We start from the raw sequence: 13862 nt of genomic DNA on the forward strand, positions 1-13862 counted from the left end.
CCGCGCACGTTTTCGCTGGCGGCGCACACAATCGCTGGCAAGTTCGGGCGCAGCCTGACGAACCGTGCGCGGCGACCGCTGAAGCCTCCGGCTGGCAGCCCTGCGCAGCGCAACGAAGGGTGCGCGGCCACCAATCTACAGATAGCTGGCTTGCATAACCTGTGGTCAACGCGTTAGCTAGAGCTGTATCTCCATGACCCGGCCGATTCGGCGCGGCAGGTGCCGAACGGCTTCGACCGGCGAGGAGCACCGCATGCGACGCAGCGTTCGTGCAGTACTCGGGAGTGTTTCGGTGGCCGCCGTCTGCGCCACCGCGCCGCTGGCATTGGCCGATGATTGCGGGCTGACCGTCGGCGGCGTGAACTACACCGGCCGAACCGGATGTGTCCTCCTCGGCGAGGACGCGATCCGTGACGTCCAGAACCAAACCGACAGCGTGGTGACCATCTACGCCGACGCTTCCTGCGAGGGCATCGCCACGGGAGTCGTCGGACCGCGCAGCAGTGGCGACTACACCGGTAAGTCGATGGTCATCAGCTGATCCGGGCCGCTCCCCTCGGGAGCGCTCGGCTTCGACTGACGAGGAGCACCGCATGAAGCACATTCTTCGTGCCGGACTCGGAGTGATGGCACTGGTGGTGTGCGTGGCCGCCGCCCCGATAACCGGTGCGGCGGAGGGTGAATTGATCGTCGACGGCACCGACTACGGCGGCCAGTCCGGCTGCATCGACCTCGGCCCCAACGCACCACGCAAGTTCAAGAACAACAGCGACCGGCTGGTGACCATCTATATGAACACCCACTGCGTCGGCGCCGCCTCCGGCATCCTCTCGGCCCGCGGCAGCGGCACCTACACCGGCAGTTCGATGCTGCGCAGCTGATCCCGGTCGCTCACTCCCCCAGCGAGAAACCGGCCTCGGTATCGGCGCTGGCGTAGGACTTGAACGCGATGTGCGTGATGGTCCGCGCGACGCCGGGGACCTTGTCCAGCCGGTTGGTCACCACCTCGGCGATCTGCTCGTGGTCGCGCACCCGCACGATCGCGATCAGGTCCACGTCACCGGCACAGGAGTACACCTCGGTCACGCCGTCGGTGTCCGCAACGGCCTGCGCAGTCTCCGGAATGCGGCCGTTGTCGGCGTCAATCATCACGATCGCGGTAATCATGCGCTCAGCCTAAGCGGTCCACGTACGCATCCTCAGCGGGTTGGGCGTGCGCCGCCGCATCCGCCACCTCCGCCCACCCCATCCACCGTCCCGCCCCATACATCGGCTCCCGATACCCCTCCGTCGTCCTTACTATCCGCACCCCCGCCCGAGCCAGCCACCGCGCAACCAGCGCCGCCTCCTCCGGCGAGGCTCCCCGCAACGGCGGCACGTTCACCGGCACCCAATCCTGCGCCGCGGCATCGACTACCGAACACACCTCCGCCGCAGATGCAGGTGCCATGCCGCCCCTGCCCGCTCCGCCATCCTCCGAGCTGCCGCCTGCCGCATCGCTACCCACCGCATCAGATCCGGCGCCGCGCAGTCGCGAGCTGTTCGCCCGCACACGATCCCGCGCGGCGACATCGACTGCCGACGGCAGCTCGGCCGCAGTATCGCCTGTCCCGTTCTCCGCTGCCGCACGGCCGCCCACCAGGTCGACACCCGCCGAGTCACCACTCACCGAGCTGCCGCCCACTGTGCTGTAACCCACGGAGTCGACACCCGCCGCGCTGGCATCCGAATGCCCGAGCTGACCAACTCGATCCGACGCGTCAGAGCCATCTGACCCGGAGCCAGGGCTGAGAGCGGCGGGCAGCGTGCGGTGTGTGCCCGCGGGGGACGAATCCGGTGTGGCGGGCAAACCGGCTGCACGCCGATCTGGTGTCGGTCCCGGAGGTGGGCCAGGCTCTGGCGGAAGGTCCTCGGCTATCCGTGTTTGCGCACCGGGGTTCAGGCCGCCCTCGGGGATCACGGTTTCGGCCGAGGCGACGATCTGTTCGACGATGGCCATCGGGGGGACTCCGCGGACGGCGTTGCCTGCGCCCGCGAGACGTCCGTAGCGGATGACGGCGAACTCCCAACCGCCCGCGCCGTCGGGGTGGGCGGCGATCAGTTCGGCGATGCGGGCGACTGCCGCGAGGCGTTGGGTGCGGCGCAGGGCGCGGACTACGGCGGCGGTGCGGTCACGGAGGCGGGCGGCTGCCTCGAAATGTTGTGCGCGGGAGTGGGTTTCGATGCGTTCGAGCATGGCGCGCAGCGGAGTATCCGAGTAGCCGGCGAAGAGGGCGCGGACGAGTGCGGGGGCGGGGGCGTATTCCTCTGTATTAATAGGAGTGCCGATGGCGGATGCGGGGCAGCCGCCGACGACCGCGGGCGGGCAGTCGTGCAGGGCGCGTCGGGGCAGGCGGGTACTGCACGTGCGCAGGCCGGTGTATTCGGCGATGATCACCGCCAGTTCGGTGGCGTCGGCGCGAGAGTTGAACGGGCCCAGGGCATCTCGGTTCGGGGTGCGGACGACGGAGAAGCGCGGGAAGGGCTCGTCGGTGAGCGTGATCCACCAGGCGCGCTTGGGGAATTTGGAGCGGCGGTTGTAGGGCGGGGTGTGCGCGACGAGCAGGCGTAGTTCGCGGACCCCGGCTTCGAGTGCGTGCGCGCAGACCACATGGTCGACCCGGGTGGCGAGCGAGACCATCTCCTTCATCCGCCCGCGGGTCTCCGAGCCGGTGAAGTAATTGCGCACGCGGCGGCGCAGATTCACCGCGGTGCCGATATAGAGGACCTCATCGGTGGGCCCGCGGAACAGATACACGCCGGGGCTCGCGGGCAGGTCGTTGGCGAGCACCCGCTTGGCGCGCTGGCGCGGGGTGACGTCGGGCAGGTAGTCGACGAGCTCGGTGAGGCTGTGCACGCCTTGATTGCCGACCCGGGCGATCAACGCGTGCAGCACGTCCACGGTCGCACGCGCGTCGTCCAGGGCCCGGTGCGTCGGCTGTGTGCTCGCGCCGAGCAACTGGGCCAGCGCGCTCAACCGGACCGAGGGCGCCTCGTCCCGCCCGAGCACCCGCCGAGCCAGCTTCACCGTGCACAGCACGGTCGCCGCCGGCCACGCCATGTCGTGTGCCGCCGCGGCCGCCCGCAGGAACGCCATGTCGAACCGCGCGTTGTGCGCGACGAGCACCGCCCCCGAGGCGAACTCGAGGAACCCGGGCAGCACCGACGCGATGTCCGGCGCCGCGTAGACCATCGCCGTGGTGATCCCGGTGACCTGCACGATCGCCGGCGGCACCGCCCGTCCCGGATTGACCAGCGTGGCGAACTCGCCGAGCACCTCGCCGCCGCGCACCTTCACCGCGCCGATCTCGGTGATCGCGTCACCGCCCGGACTGGTCCCAGTGGTCTCCAGGTCGACGACCACGAAGGTGGTGTCGAACAGGGGCGTGTCGAGGTCGTCGAAGACCAGCTGCCGAGCGACGGCCTTACGCGGTGCGGGGTCGGACACGGGCTGGAGCGTAGGCGGTGGGTCCGACAAGAACGGGGCGCGCACGGGCAGGGTTCGGCGCACACGAAAACCCCAGAAAATGTCTGAATGACACCGTGCGTATTTATGTTTTGGTACCCATGAAATGATCTAGAACGCCAAAAAGTGATGCAGGTCACACTGTCGCATAAAACGTATCAATCAGTCGGGCGTGTCGGCCGACGCGGACGGGCCGCTTCGGGCTCGCTGTGACGGATCACAGCGAGCTGGCCGACCGACCAGTGTTCGACCCGCACATGTCCCCGAGATGAACGTAGCGACCTGGGGAAATGTCCAATCGGTTCACTTCCGGAGCTCGGTCAGGCATGGCATCGCTGACCGGGATAGCGGCCACGAAGCTCGCCCGCGATTACCCGTCGTTATCTTTTCGTGATTGTTGGGACATATCTCACACTGATTAAGCGTGAATTCAGACCCGCGCACGCATTCGGCAGGCGGCGGACTTTACAAACCCCCGTGATGTGTTCGTAACCTTTTCGAGACCTCACGGAGTCCGACGCACCAACTCGGTGCGAACGACACGAAGTCCGCGGCACCAGTCAGGGTGCGGCGTCGTGGGGCAGATTGGGAGTACCGCATCATGACGACCAAATCCGTCAAGCGTTCGGCGCGGCGTGCCGTCGCCGCCGGGGCCGTCGGCGCTGCCACCATCGGCGCTTTCCTGCTTCCGGCCGCCCCCGCATCGGCTCAGCCGGTGAACATCCCCGGTGTCGGCACCTTCGAGGTGCCGAACGAGATCCAGATCCCGCAGGGCATCCCGGGCATCGAACTGCCGGGCCAGGCCCCGCTGCCGTTCGTCGCCCCGAAGCGCACGGTCGGCGAGGAAGCCCTCGACGCCGCCATGAGCAAGCTCGGCGCACCGTACGTGTACGGCGCCGCCGGCCCGAACGCGTTCGACTGCTCCGGCCTGGTCAAGTGGTCCTACGAGCAGGCGGGCCTGGAGCTGCCGCGCACCAGCGGCGCCCAGCTGTCCGCGGGCAGCCCGGTCTCGATGGACGACCTGCAGCCGGGCGACGTGGTGTCGTTCTACGGCGGCGGCCACTCCGGCCTGTACGCCGGCGACGGCAATGTCGTGCACGCGTCCACCGCCGGCACGCCCGTGCAGGTGGCCCCGATCTCCTCGATGCCGGTCGCCGGAGCCCGTCGCTTCTGAGAAACCGCTGGTCGGGCCGTACGTTGCGGCCCGACCTCCGGACGGGCGCTGTGATCATTTCGTTCTCTACTGGACACAGACGCAGGCCGTTCCGTAACCTAATCGAGACCTTCTCGAATTACCCGAGGCACGCGCAGCGCAAACCTTGTTTTCGATGAAGGTGCTCATCGGTTCAGATCGTCGGTTCCTCAGAGATCGTTTCACGAGAGAGCGGGGCAAGGCAGGCTGTGGCAGCTCACCGGAGACATGGCACGCGACGTCTGGTCGGCGGAGCACTGGCGGCCGGAGTCCTGGCCACCACCGCCCTCTACGGTGGCAATCCGGCCGGAGCCGATCCGGTCGCGCTACCGAGCACGGCCACCGAGGCCGTGCAGCGGATGATCGACCTCTCGCGACAGTCCGACCAGCTCAACCAGCAGGCCCTGGACGCGCAGTCCGATCTGGACGCCAAGCTCGTCATCCAGCACGACGCCGACGCCAAGCTGGCCGCCAGCACCGACATGGTGAATCGCGCCCGCGACGAAGTGCGCAAGTACCAGCCGATCATCGACCGGACCGCGATCGCCGCCTATCAGGGCGCGCGCACCAACCGGTTGTTCGCGGTGCTGGTCAGCGATTCCCCGCAGCAGCTGCTCGACCAGATGTCCACGCTGGACGTGCTCGCCGCGCAGACCTCCGCGCAGCTGGATCAGTACAAGGTCGCGACCGACGCCGCCGACAAGGCCGAGACCGTCGCGCGCCGAGCCGCGGACGAGGCCCGCACGGCGTCCGACAAGGCCGACACCGTGCGCACCGACCTGGAACGCAAACGCAGCGACCTCGGCGGCGCCATCGCCCAGGTGGTGCAGGCGTGGGGTTCGCTGTCCGCCAAGGACAAGTCCGCGCTCGCCGGCTCGCCCTTTCCGCCCGGCTTCGACCGCGACACCCTGCTGCAAGGCCTCGTCCCCGGCAGCGGCACCAGCGCGCTGGCCGCCGGCCTCACCCGCATCGGCGACCCCTACGTCTGGGGCGCGACCGGCCCGAACCAGTTCGACTGCTCCGGGCTCGTGCAATGGGCGTTCAAACAGGTCGGCAAGAACGTGCCGCGCACCAGCTCCGCGCAGGCGACCTACGGCACGCCGGTGTCCAAGGACGAACTGCAACCCGGCGACGTCGTGTTCTTCTACTCCGACATCTCCCACGTAGGCATCTACGCAGGCAACGGACTGATGCTGCACGCCTCCACCTTCGGCGTCCCGGTAGCCGTCGCCCCCATGGGCTCGACGCCGTACAACTCCGCTCGGCGATACTGACCAACTATGAATGGACATAACCTGTCCACCCCTTGCCGGGCGAAAGCACGACTATGAGGGACGTGCGTCGGTTGCGGGCGTGGTGGTCGGATCGGCGGCGGTTCGAGTTCTGTGTGACCGTCGCGATGGTGATCGCGCTGACCGGTTTCTGCGGTGCGCTGGTCATGCTGCCGAACTCCGCACTACCGAAACCGCATGCGGCACAGGCGACGGCAGACGCCGTCGGTCAGGCTCCGGCCAGTGATCCGCGGTTGGCCGAGGTGCGCCGCAGCATCGAACCGTTCGGCCCGCTCATCGCCCGCCAGGTGCCGACCGGCGACGGGCAACAATCCCTGGTCGTCGGCCACCCGGCCCAGCGCGTCGAAATCGACGTCCTGGAACGTGAACTCGCCGCGGCCACCACCGCGGTCAGCGACGTGTGGGGCAAGAACTGGGCGCAAGCGACCACAGTCGTCGTCGCCTCCTCCCCCTCCGAGTTCGCCGGCCTGGTGCACGCAGGCAGCATGTCCACCGAGGTCGCCGCCGCCTCCGTCGCCGACCCGTTCGCGCCGGGCGCCCAACCGACCGGCCAGCGCATCGTGTTCAGCCCCGACGCCGGCCGCCGCCTCGACCCCGAGGGCCTGCGCACCCTGCTCCGCCACGAACTCACCCACATCGCCACCCGCGCCGAAACCCGCGACGGCGCCCCGCTGTGGATGCTCGAGGGTTTCGCCGACTACACCGCCCACCACGGCCAAGGCCACCGCTTCGCCGACATCGCCCCCACCCTCACCGCGCAGGCCAGCCTCCGCAATCTCCCCGGCGACCTCCCCGCCGACGCGGACTTCTCCAGCCGCAACGCCGCCGCCACCTACGAACAAGCCTGGTCCGTCTGCGCCTTCATCGCCGACAAATACGACCAACCCCACCTAGTAGAGCTCTACCGCCAAATCGCCGCGTCCCACCAAACCCCAGCCACCGAAGACCAGATCCTCCAAAACGTCCTCGGCACCAACCGCACCGATTTCATCGCCGACTGGCGCAATTGGCTGTCCACCCAAACAGCCTGACCCAGCCCGAGGCCCCGCAGTCTCGTCAGCAAGCAACCATCGCCGCACACCTTCTGACATCCGCACGCGTGTCAGCACGGCAAGTCGATGCGCGGGAAATCAGCAGGTATGCGGCTGTTGTCACTACCGACCCAGGCCGCTCGACTACGCGACCCGAACAGCAGAAACCACCGCGCGTGGCCACGCAGACTCGTCAGCGTCCGCCACCGCACACCTTCTGACATCCGCACGCGTGTCAGCACGGCAAGTCGATGTGCGGGAAATCAGCAGGTCTGCGGCTGTTGTCACTACCACCCCAGGCCGCTCGACTGCGCGACCCGAGCAGCAGGCACCCACCGGTCGAAGCAGCACAGACTCGTCAGCAAGCCACCCATCGCCGCCGCACACCCTTTGACATCCGCACGCGTGTCAGCACGGCAAGCCGATGTGCGGGAAATCAGAAGGTGTGCGGCTGTTGTCGCGACGCTTGCGGATGCGCGACCCGAGGTGCATCAACACGCCGCGCGAAGCCTCCGCAAATCCAACACAGTAGGTTGTCACCATGGCCCGAACTCTGCTGGTGACCAATGATTTCCCGCCGCGGCCGGGTGGTATTCAGTCCTATCTGCATGCCCTGGCCGGTCAGCTCCCGCCGGACGATCTCGTCGTGTACGCCCCGCGCTGGCGCGGCGACAGTCACCTGAAATTCGATGCCAAACAGAAGTTTCAGGTGGTCCGCCACCCCACCACGCTGATGCTGCCGACCCCGCTGGTCATGCGCCGGGCCGCACGGCTGCTGCGCAGCGAGAAGTGCGACACGGTGTGGTTCGGCGCCGCCGCCCCGCTCGCGCTGATGTCGCCGGTGCTGCGCCGCGCGGGGGCCGAGCGCATCCTGGCCAGCACGCACGGGCACGAGGTCGGCTGGTCGATGCTGCCCGGCGCGCGGCAGGCGTTGCGGCAGATCGGTGAGCACACCGACGTGGTCACCTACGTCAGCAAGTACACGCGCGGACGTTTCGCCTCTGCGTTCGGCCGCAATGCGGCGCTCGAGTATCTGCCGCCGGGCGTGGACACCGACGCGTTCCGCCCCGATCCGGCCGCCCGCGCCGAACTGCGTGACCGGTACGGGCTGGACGACCGCCCGACCATCCTGTGCCTGTCCCGTCTCGTCCCGCGCAAGGGCCAGGACGCGCTGATCGTCGCCATGCGCGAGATCCGCGATCGGGTCCCCGGCGCGGTCCTGGTCATCGCGGGCGGTGGCCCCTATGAGGAGAAGCTGCGTCAGCTCGCGGTCGCCGCGGGCGTCTCCGACGACGTCATCTTCACCGGACGCGTCCCCTCCGGCGAACTCGCCGCCCACCACACCCTCGCCGACGTCTTCGCCATGCCGTGCCGCACCCGCGGCGCGGGCCTCGACGTGGAAGGGCTCGGCATCGTCTACCTCGAAGCTTCCGCCTCCGGCGTGCCGGTCGTCGCGGGCCGTTCCGGCGGCGCCCCGGAAACGGTCATCGAGGGCGAAACCGGGCGTGTCGTCGACGGACGCTCGGTCCAGCAGATCACCGATGCCCTGGTAGACATCCTCTCCGACCCCGAAGCGGCCGCCCGGATGGGTGCGGCGGGCCGTGCGTTCGTCGAGGACCGCTGGCGCTGGGACACCCACGGTGTCCGGCTCCGGCAGCTCCTGCGGTGATCACCACTGCGGCGTCGAGGGCTCGATCCGATACGCTCACGAGGTGAGCACTATCCAGGTCGCCGACCAAACCTTCGTGGCCGCGCCAGGGATCGCCGTCGCCGATGTCCTATCGGCACCGAACAACTGGCGCCGCTGGTGGCCGGACCTCACCCTCGTCGTCCGGGAAGACCGGGGCGACAAGGGAATCCGCTGGACCGTGTCCGGCGCGCTGGACGGGACCATGGAAGTCTGGCTGCAACCCATGCTGGACGGGGTGATCGTGCACTACTTCCTGCACGCCGAACCGCAGCCCCCGCTGCCGGCGAACCGGATGGCCGCCGCCAACCGCGCGCGCCGCGTCGCGGGCCGCAACGTGTCCTTCGAACTCAAATCCCGGCTGGAGGCAGGTCGCCCGGCCGGTGTCGCACCAGCTCACGCCTCCTGACGCTCGCCCAGCCCCGGAAAGGAACCGCTGTCCGCCATGGCCGACAGGACCCAGAGGTCGATCATCATCGAGGCCCCGTCGCAGCAGGTGATGTCCGTCATCGCCGACCTGGAGTCCTACCCCGAGTGGGTCTCGGCGGCGAAATCGGTCGAAGTACAGGAAAAGGGACCGGACGGCCGCGCGCGCACCGCGCGATTCGTGCTGGACGCGGGCGTGGTGAAGGACAGCTACGTCCTGTCCTATACCTGGAGCCCGGACAACAAGACGGTCAGCTGGACGCTGGTCAGCGGTGAGCTGCAAAAGGCACAGAACGGCACCTACGAACTCATCGACCAGCCCGACGGCAACACCGAGGTCGTCTACACGCTGACCGTCGACCTGAACATCCCGATGATCGGCATGTTCAAACGCAAGGCCGAGAAGGTGATCACCGATACCGCGCTGAAAGAACTGAAGAAACGGGTCGAAGGCTGACGACGCACACGACCCGGGTCGAACTGTTCATCGGCAAAGGCGGGGTAGGCAAGACGACGCTGGCGTGCGCCACCGCCATGTCCTACGCCAGGGCGGGTGAGCGGGTGCTGGTGGCCTCGCTGGATCAGGCGCATTCGCTCGGCGACGCGCTCGGCTTCCGTTTTCCGCACGACCCCGGCACCGTCACCGGAATCGCGAACGTGCTGCCCGGCCTCGACGTGATCGAGGTGGATTCGCTTGCGCTGCTGGAGGATCGGTTCCGCGACGTGGTGCGCGTGCTGTCCCCCGGCACCGGGCACGAGCACGGCATCGACCTGGCCGCGCTGGATCCGGCCGAGCTGACCGGCCTGCCCGGCGTGCAGGAACTGCTGATGCTGGTCGAGATCACCCAGTTCGCCAACGAGAACGACTGGGACGTCATCGTCGTGGACTGCCCGCCGTCGGCCGACATGCTGCGCATCATCACCGCGCCGGACACCCTGCTCGGCTACCTCGAACGGATCTGGCCGCCGCACGCGCGCGCGATGAGCACCGTCGGCACCGACCTGCGGCAGGCGATCCTGGCCGCGACCGTCGAACGGATCGTCAAGGCGGTCACCGAGGTCCGCGATCTGCTCGCCGACCATCGGCGCACCGGCGCGCGCCTGATCACCGTCGCCGAACGGGTGACCCTCGCCGAATCCGAACGAGTCCGATCCGCGGCCGCGCTGCTCGGGCTGCGACTGGACGCGGTCGTGGTCAACAAGGTGCTGCCCCCGACCTCCCCGCTCGACACCGAACACCCCGCGGTGCATTGGTATCTGAACCGGCGCGGCGAACAGCTCGCCGCCATCGCCGAATTAGAACGCTCCATGCCGGGTATCCCGCTGCTGATCGCCCAGCACACCGGACCGGAGCCGATCGGACTCACCTCGCTCGCGGCCCTGTCGTACGCGGTGGACTCGGACAGGAACACCGGCGGCACAGGACCTATGCTGAGCGACAGTCCGGCGGAGGTTGACGCGAGTTCCGGCGAACCGGTGGTTCGATGTGAATCAGGCACCGGCCTGCGCGCGATATACACACTGCGGATGCCCCTGCCCGTTGTCGATGCGGCGACGCTGCGACTTGGCCGAGTGGAGGACGATTTGATCGTGGGAGCGGACGGTGTCCGGCGGCGAGTTCGTCTTGCGCCGGTATTGCGGCGGTGCACGGTCGACGGTGCCGAACTCGACGGAGGACAGCTCGTAGTGCGTTTCCGCCCCGATCCCGAGTTATGGCCCGAAGGCAGCGGCGATGAGCGGTGATCGGACTTCCGGATTCTTCCGGCGTGGCGCCGAAGGCCGGGACGTGAGCGGGGATCGCACCGGCGGGTTCTTCGGGCGTGGGAGTAAAGGGCGAGATGTCGGTGCGGATCAGACCGCCGATGATCTCGATAGTCGGGACACCTACGAAGATCGCGATGCAGGAGCGCCCGAGCCGCATGCGGAAAGCCCTACCGCGCACGAGGATCGAACTGGCGATGGTTCAGCAAGGAGCGCTGAGGACCGCGATGCGGGTACCGGCACGCGTGGATTTCGTTGGGGTGCCGCGAACCGAGAGGATCGGAGCGCGCCGGACGCCGGCGCGCATGCGGCCACGGGTGGTGAGCAGGACGAGCCTTCCGGCGTGCACAGCGAGCGGGCCGAGTCCGGTGCGCATGACAGTGCGTCGGGCGGCGGGCGGGCGAAAGCTGCTGCGGGCGAAGGTGATCCGGACGACGGTCTCGCCGAGTTCGCCGCCGAGCTGAAGTTGCTCGCCGAGGCCGTGCTGGAGCGGGTGGAGCCGGTACTGCGTCAGGCCGCCGACGGACAGGTGGAATGGTCGAGTTGTAGCTGGTGCCCGGTGTGCGCGGCCGCCGCGTTGATGCGTGGTCAGCACCATGAGGTGTTGCAGGCGGTTGCCGATCACGGCACTGCGCTCGTGACTGTGCTGCGCGAAGCGCTGGCCGGAGTGCCGGTCGACCCGGTCATGCCCGAGCCCGACGCACACCAGCACAATCACGGTGCGCCACAGGATCATTCGACCGGTGCCTCGAAAGGTGCGGAATCCCCTGCCGGACAACACACATCGCGGGCGGGCAAACGCTCCCGGTATGTCAGCATCCCTGTGACGATCAAGGCATGACGCACCGTATAGGAGGTGCGCGCCCGCTGACCGTCGGAATCGACGTCGGCGGCACCAACATTCGCGCATCGGTGATCGACACCAGCGGCGAGGTCCTCGACACCGTCCAGGCGCCGACCCCGCATTCGGCCAAGGCGCTCGAAGACGCCCTCGCCCGCTCCGTGCGTGAACTGTGCCAACGACATCCGATCGGCGCGGTCGGCCTGGCCGTCGCCGGATTCATCAACGGCGACCGCTCCACCGTCCGTTTCGCGCCGCATCTGCCCTGGCAGGACACCCCGGTCGCGCAACGGCTCACCGAACGGCTCGAGCTGCCCGTCATCCTCGAGCACGACGCGAATGCCGCCATGTGGGCCGAGTATCGGTTCGGCGCGGCGGCCGGCGGTCACAACGTGGTGCTCGTCGCGATCGGCACCGGCATCGGCGCTGCGCTGCTCATCGACGGCAAGCTGTATCGCGGAACCCACGGCGTCGCACCGGAACTCGGGCACCTACAGGTCGTTCCGCAAGGCCGCGCCTGCCCGTGCGGCAAGCACGGTTGCTGGGAAAGGTATTGCAGCGGAACGGCACTCGCCGACACCGCGATCGAAATGCTGGCCACCGACCCGGTTCGGTCCGTGCTCGCCAAGGACGTCTACCGCGATCCGGGTTCACTCACCGGCCGCCGCGTCGCCAATGCCGCGCAGGACGGCGATCCGCTCGCCGTCCGTGTCATGGCGGACTTCGCCCGCTGGCTCGGCCTCGGCCTCGCCTTCGTCAGCGACATCTTCGATCCCGACCTGGTCGTCATCGCCGGCGGCGTCAGCAGTTCAGCTCCCTTGTTCCTGGACGAGGCCCGCGAGGAATACGCCCGCTCCGTCACCGGTGCCGGCCACCGCCCCCTCGCCCGCATCCGCACCACCCAACTCGGCGAGGCCGCAGGCATGATCGGCGCGGCCGACCTCGCCCGCGCCGCCCTGATCGAGAGCGAACGCAAGTCCTCCCGAGTAGCCCGCAGCCACTGAGCTGCGGGCCGGGGCGGCGGGTGACGTTTCATTTGCTGCGGCAGTGGTATTCGATCGATGAACGTTTGCTTCGGTCGCCGATGACCCCATTCCGGTCGCCGAGGAATCTGCTTCCGGTCGCCGATTACGGCGTATTCGCCCGCTCATGGCAGAGTGTGGTGAGATTCGCCGCTGCGGTTGGATGTGATCTAGCTCCAGCGGTAAAGTCGGCAACTGACGCAGGTGCCCGCCTCTATCCCGGTCCCGGGGGAAGGACGTCATGTTCTACTGGCTGCTGAAGTACGTGCTGCTGGGACCGTTCATGCATCTCTACAATCGGCCCACGGTCGAGGGTGTGGAGAACATTCCGGCGGACGGTCCGGCGATCATGGCGGGTAACCACCTCTCCTTCGCGGACTGGTTGTTCGCGCCGCTGCTGAGTCCGCGGCGGATCAACTATCTGGCCAAGGCCGAATACTTCAACACCCCGGGCATCAAGGGCGCCTTCCAGAAGTGGTTCTTCACCACCTCCGGCCAGTTCCCGATCGACCGCACCGGCGCCGACGCGGCCGAGGACGCCCTCAACGCCGCGCGCAAGCTGCTCGATCAGGGTCGCCTCGTCGGCCTGTACCCCGAGGGCACCCGTTCCCCCGACGGCCGCCTGTACAAGGGCAAGACCGGCCTCGCCCGCCTCGCCCTGGAAACCGGCGTCCCCGTCATCCCGGTCGCCGTCATCGGCACCGACGACGTGAGCCCGCCCGGACCCTTCCGCTGGCGCCGCCGCAAGGTCACCGTCAAGTTCGGCACCCCCATCGACTTCTCCCGTTACGAAGGCATGGGCGGCAACCGCTTCGTCGAACGCGCCGTCACCGACGAGGTCATGTACGAACTCATGCAACTCGGCGGCCAGGAATACGTAGACGTCTACGCCGCCAGCCTCAAAAAGAACGTCCCCAGCGGCGAGCCCCGCGAAGCCACCCGCATCCCCCACACCGCCGCCAGCTGAGCGGCCACGAACAATAGGGTCCCGTTGGCCAGCGGAAAACGCTTGGGCACCGCGCGGCCCGGCCCGGCCGCGTTGGCCGCGGCGGTGGACCAGGTGTCGAGCAATGGCGAATTCCGCAGCGCGGCAGCAGGGTTGGCG

General features: G+C 68.3%; 14 protein-coding genes. 12 read left to right on the top strand and 2 right to left on the bottom strand.

The window, feature by feature from the left end; translation table 11 throughout:
- The first annotated feature begins 253 nt into the window (after nt 1-253).
- Complete coding sequence (locus tag AB0M22_RS43600) at nt 254-541, top strand: hypothetical protein (protein ID WP_364739358.1); 288 nt, start codon at nt 254-256, stop codon at nt 539-541.
- Between the two features lie 52 nt (nt 542-593).
- A complete protein-coding gene (locus tag AB0M22_RS43605) occupies nt 594-881 on the top strand; it encodes a hypothetical protein (protein ID WP_364739360.1) in 288 nt (95 codons plus the stop codon).
- Nucleotides 882-891: 10 nt separating this feature from the next.
- Here the strand turns inward: AB0M22_RS43605 and AB0M22_RS43610 are convergent, their stop codons facing one another.
- Both AB0M22_RS43610 and AB0M22_RS43615 read right to left on the bottom strand, forming a co-directional pair.
- Nucleotides 892-1167 carry an Lrp/AsnC ligand binding domain-containing protein gene (locus AB0M22_RS43610; protein ID WP_150406524.1) on the bottom strand — a complete coding sequence of 92 codons (276 nt, stop codon included), beginning with the start codon at nt 1165-1167 and terminating at the stop codon, nt 892-894.
- Between the two features lie 4 nt (nt 1168-1171).
- Complete coding sequence (locus AB0M22_RS43615; RefSeq protein ID WP_364739361.1) at nt 1172-3487, bottom strand: DEDD exonuclease domain-containing protein; 2316 nt, start codon at nt 3485-3487, stop codon at nt 1172-1174.
- Nucleotides 3488-4106: 619 nt separating this feature from the next.
- On the opposite strand from AB0M22_RS43615, the gene AB0M22_RS43620 reads away from it, so the two are divergent.
- From AB0M22_RS43620 to AB0M22_RS43665, 10 genes are all read left to right on the top strand, one after another.
- Nucleotides 4107-4679 (top strand): C40 family peptidase, encoded by a 573-nt coding sequence (locus tag AB0M22_RS43620; RefSeq protein WP_364739363.1) that lies wholly within the window; start codon nt 4107-4109, stop codon nt 4677-4679.
- Between the two features lie 227 nt (nt 4680-4906).
- Nucleotides 4907-5971: an NlpC/P60 family protein gene (locus AB0M22_RS43625; protein WP_364739365.1), complete on the top strand. Its 1065-nt coding sequence runs from the start codon at nt 4907-4909 to the stop codon at nt 5969-5971.
- A gap of 53 nt (nt 5972-6024) precedes the next feature.
- A complete protein-coding gene (locus tag AB0M22_RS43630) occupies nt 6025-7020 on the top strand; it encodes a hypothetical protein (protein ID WP_364739367.1) in 996 nt (331 codons plus the stop codon).
- Between the two features lie 541 nt (nt 7021-7561).
- The gene (locus AB0M22_RS43635; protein WP_364739369.1) at nt 7562-8689 is read left to right on the top strand and encodes a glycosyltransferase family 4 protein; all 1128 of its coding nucleotides are present in this window, start codon (nt 7562-7564) and stop codon (nt 8687-8689) included.
- Nucleotides 8690-8732: 43 nt separating this feature from the next.
- Nucleotides 8733-9116 carry a polyketide cyclase / dehydrase and lipid transport gene (locus AB0M22_RS43640; protein ID WP_364739371.1) on the top strand — a complete coding sequence of 128 codons (384 nt, stop codon included), beginning with the start codon at nt 8733-8735 and terminating at the stop codon, nt 9114-9116.
- A gap of 36 nt (nt 9117-9152) precedes the next feature.
- Nucleotides 9153-9590, top strand: coding sequence for an SRPBCC family protein (locus tag AB0M22_RS43645; protein WP_364739373.1), 438 nt, complete (start codon nt 9153-9155; stop codon nt 9588-9590).
- Nucleotides 9591-9613: 23 nt separating this feature from the next.
- Nucleotides 9614-10876 (top strand): ArsA family ATPase, encoded by a 1263-nt coding sequence (locus AB0M22_RS43650; RefSeq protein ID WP_364739401.1) that lies wholly within the window; start codon nt 9614-9616, stop codon nt 10874-10876.
- A gap of 361 nt (nt 10877-11237) precedes the next feature.
- A complete protein-coding gene (locus AB0M22_RS43655; RefSeq protein ID WP_364739375.1) occupies nt 11238-11735 on the top strand; it encodes a hypothetical protein in 498 nt (165 codons plus the stop codon).
- A complete protein-coding gene (locus AB0M22_RS43660; protein WP_364739377.1) occupies nt 11732-12739 on the top strand; it encodes an ROK family glucokinase in 1008 nt (335 codons plus the stop codon). The genes AB0M22_RS43655 and AB0M22_RS43660 overlap by 4 nt, the downstream gene beginning before the upstream one ends.
- 259 nt (nt 12740-12998) lie before the next feature.
- A complete protein-coding gene (locus AB0M22_RS43665; RefSeq protein ID WP_364739379.1) occupies nt 12999-13724 on the top strand; it encodes a lysophospholipid acyltransferase family protein in 726 nt (241 codons plus the stop codon).
- Nucleotides 13725-13862: the final 138 nt, after the last annotated feature.

Source organism: Nocardia sp. NPDC051756 (genome assembly GCF_040681495.1).
Classification (GTDB): domain Bacteria; phylum Actinomycetota; class Actinomycetes; order Mycobacteriales; family Mycobacteriaceae; genus Nocardia.

What these genes read in the sequence shown, in the direction of transcription:
- AB0M22_RS43600 (WP_364739358.1), top strand. Translation starts at nt 254, where the DNA reads ATGCGACGCAGCGTTCGTGCAGTACTCGGGAGTGTTTCGGTGGCCGCC.
- AB0M22_RS43605 (WP_364739360.1), top strand. Translation starts at nt 594, where the DNA reads ATGAAGCACATTCTTCGTGCCGGACTCGGAGTGATGGCACTGGTGGTG.
- AB0M22_RS43610 (WP_150406524.1), bottom strand. Translation starts at nt 1,167, where the DNA reads ATGATTACCGCGATCGTGATGATTGACGCCGACAACGGCCGCATTCCG.
- AB0M22_RS43620 (WP_364739363.1), top strand. Translation starts at nt 4,107, where the DNA reads ATGACGACCAAATCCGTCAAGCGTTCGGCGCGGCGTGCCGTCGCCGCC.
- AB0M22_RS43630 (WP_364739367.1), top strand. Translation starts at nt 6,025, where the DNA reads ATGAGGGACGTGCGTCGGTTGCGGGCGTGGTGGTCGGATCGGCGGCGG.
- AB0M22_RS43635 (WP_364739369.1), top strand. Translation starts at nt 7,562, where the DNA reads ATGGCCCGAACTCTGCTGGTGACCAATGATTTCCCGCCGCGGCCGGGT.
- AB0M22_RS43645 (WP_364739373.1), top strand. Translation starts at nt 9,153, where the DNA reads ATGGCCGACAGGACCCAGAGGTCGATCATCATCGAGGCCCCGTCGCAG.
- AB0M22_RS43660 (WP_364739377.1), top strand. Translation starts at nt 11,732, where the DNA reads ATGACGCACCGTATAGGAGGTGCGCGCCCGCTGACCGTCGGAATCGAC.
- AB0M22_RS43665 (WP_364739379.1), top strand. Translation starts at nt 12,999, where the DNA reads ATGTTCTACTGGCTGCTGAAGTACGTGCTGCTGGGACCGTTCATGCAT.